At 64.2% G+C, this 2,068-nt stretch carries 2 protein-coding genes; both read right to left on the minus strand.

What is annotated here, in order from left to right:
* Positions 1-66: 66 nt before the first annotated feature.
* Positions 67-720 (minus strand): nucleoid occlusion factor SlmA, encoded by a 654-nt coding sequence (gene slmA / locus WCG50_RS19155; protein ID WP_336901189.1) that lies wholly within the window; start codon positions 718-720, stop codon positions 67-69.
* Positions 721-744: 24 nt separating this feature from the next.
* Positions 745-2,068: ATP-binding protein (locus WCG50_RS19160; RefSeq protein ID WP_336901190.1), on the minus strand; the 1,324-nt coding region annotated here is incomplete at its 5' end.

Genomic DNA, 2,068 nt, shown 5'->3' on the forward strand with positions numbered 1-2,068 from the left:
CACTGAACTAGAGCTATTTTTCTAATGAAATCAAGGGTTTACCCTCGAAAAAACCGCCTGCCCGGTTCAAAAAATGAGGGCCAGACTGGCCTCCAGGTGCTCCGAAGGCAGGCGTTTAAAGCCCGATCTTGCAAAGCGTTGCAGCCGCCCCACCAAAAAAGCCGTGAGCACCGAGGCCCGCACTTGGGTGTCCAAACTGGGCGTGGCGGTGCTGCTTGCATCTGCCTCGCTGCGCAGGCTTTGCTTGAGGGTGGCCTCGATCTTGTCGAAAAAAAGGTTCATGCGCTGCTGCAGGCGTTCGTGCTCAAACACCAGCGCATCGCCCACCATGACACGGGTCATGCCAGGGTTCTTTTCGGCGAACTGCATCACCATCGCCACCACCTTGCTGGCTTGGCGCGCGCCACCGACGGCCTCACGCGCCACGATCTGGTTGACCAATGAAAATACCGATTGCTCAATGAACTCGATCAAGCCCTCGAACATCTGCGCTTTGCTGGCAAAGTGCCGGTACAGCGCGGCCTCGCTCACCGCCAGGCGAGCGGCCAGCGCGGCGGTAGTGATGCGCTCGGCGCCGGGTTGCTCCAGCATGCTGGCCAAGGCCTGCAAGATCTGCTCGCGGCGCTCGCCGGGCTTGGGACGCTTGCGCGCCGGAGCGGCCTCCTCGCGGTCGTAAGAGCGGTGCAAAGCGAGGGGGGAGGAAGATTCGGCGTCAGACATGGTGCTCAAGGCGGAGGGTTAAATTCATTCTCGCATAGCCAACAACAGCGTGAACCGGGCCCCTTTGCCGCCAGCCCCCTCGCCCACTTGCAACTCGCTGCGGTGAACCCGGGCGATCTCGTCGGCAATCGCCAGACCCAGGCCATTGCCCTCGCTGGCCGTGCCGGGCACCCGGTAAAAGCGCGCCAGCACGCGCTGCCGATCAGCCACCGGCACACCCGGGCCATCGTCTTCAACCTCCAGAAACGGGACATTTCCCACCACCGTGCGCGCGCAGCGCAGCGTGACGCAGCCCCCGGGTGGGGTGTACTTCAAAGCGTTGTCCAGCAGGTTGGAGAGCAACTCGCGCAGCAACCACTCGTGGCCAGTCACGTGCACCGCCTGCACCTCCAGCCCGAGGTCGATGTGCCGGGCGGCGGCCCGGTCCAGGTGCGCTTCAAGCAGGTTTTCACACAGCTCTTTCAGGTCGACCCGCTGCAGCGGCTGGGCGTCGAGACTGCGGGCGTCGGCCCGCGACAAGGCCAGCAACTGGTTCGCCAACTGCGTGGTGCGGCGCACCGCATCGCGCATGTGCAGGACCTGATCCGCTCCTAAAGAAATAGCTGCTTGCGCAACATCAACGGGGGCTAGAGCCCTATTTGACTCATATCTTTCGCGCAAAGCCGAATCGGGCAGCGGCGAATGAAGTGCCTGCGCCCAAGCCTCGACCTGCGCCTGCAAGCCTGCCAGTGGCGTGCGCAACTGGTGCGCGGCATCGGCGACGAACCGGCGCTGGCTTTCCGCCTGCGCGTTGACCAGTTCAAACAGGCGGTTGAGCGATTGCACCAGCGGGCGCACCTCTTCGGGTGAGGCTTGCACATTGATCGGGCTCAGGTCATGAACGGCGCGGTGCTCGACCGCATTGCGCAACGCCAGCAGCGGCCGCAGCGCATGCCGCACCGCCCAATTGATGACAAACACCGCCACCAGCATCAGCACCAGATTGGGCAGCAAGACCTTGAACAGCACCAAACGCACCCACTGCTGGCGCGAATCCGACCCATCGGCCAGCCGCACCACCACCTCACCGGCGGCAGTCTGGACGCGCTGGGCCACGATGCGGTAGGTGACGCCGCCCTCCTCGGCGCTGGAAAACTCGGGCTCGTGCGTGGTCGGCGGCAAGGCGCTGAGCCACTCGGCGCCCACCAGCACCTGGCCCTCCAGGTTGGCGATGCCAAAGGCCGAGACACCGGCGCGGTCACCGAGAAACTCTTCTATCGCGGGTGCCGTGAGCAGCACCGGTGGCAGATCCACCGTTTTACCCGGCGCCACCACCGAGTCGGCCAGCAGGGGCACCAGTTTGAGCAAC

It is taken from the genome of Rhodoferax sp. (assembly GCF_037143375.1).
Lineage (GTDB): Bacteria > Pseudomonadota > Gammaproteobacteria > Burkholderiales > Burkholderiaceae_C > Rhodoferax.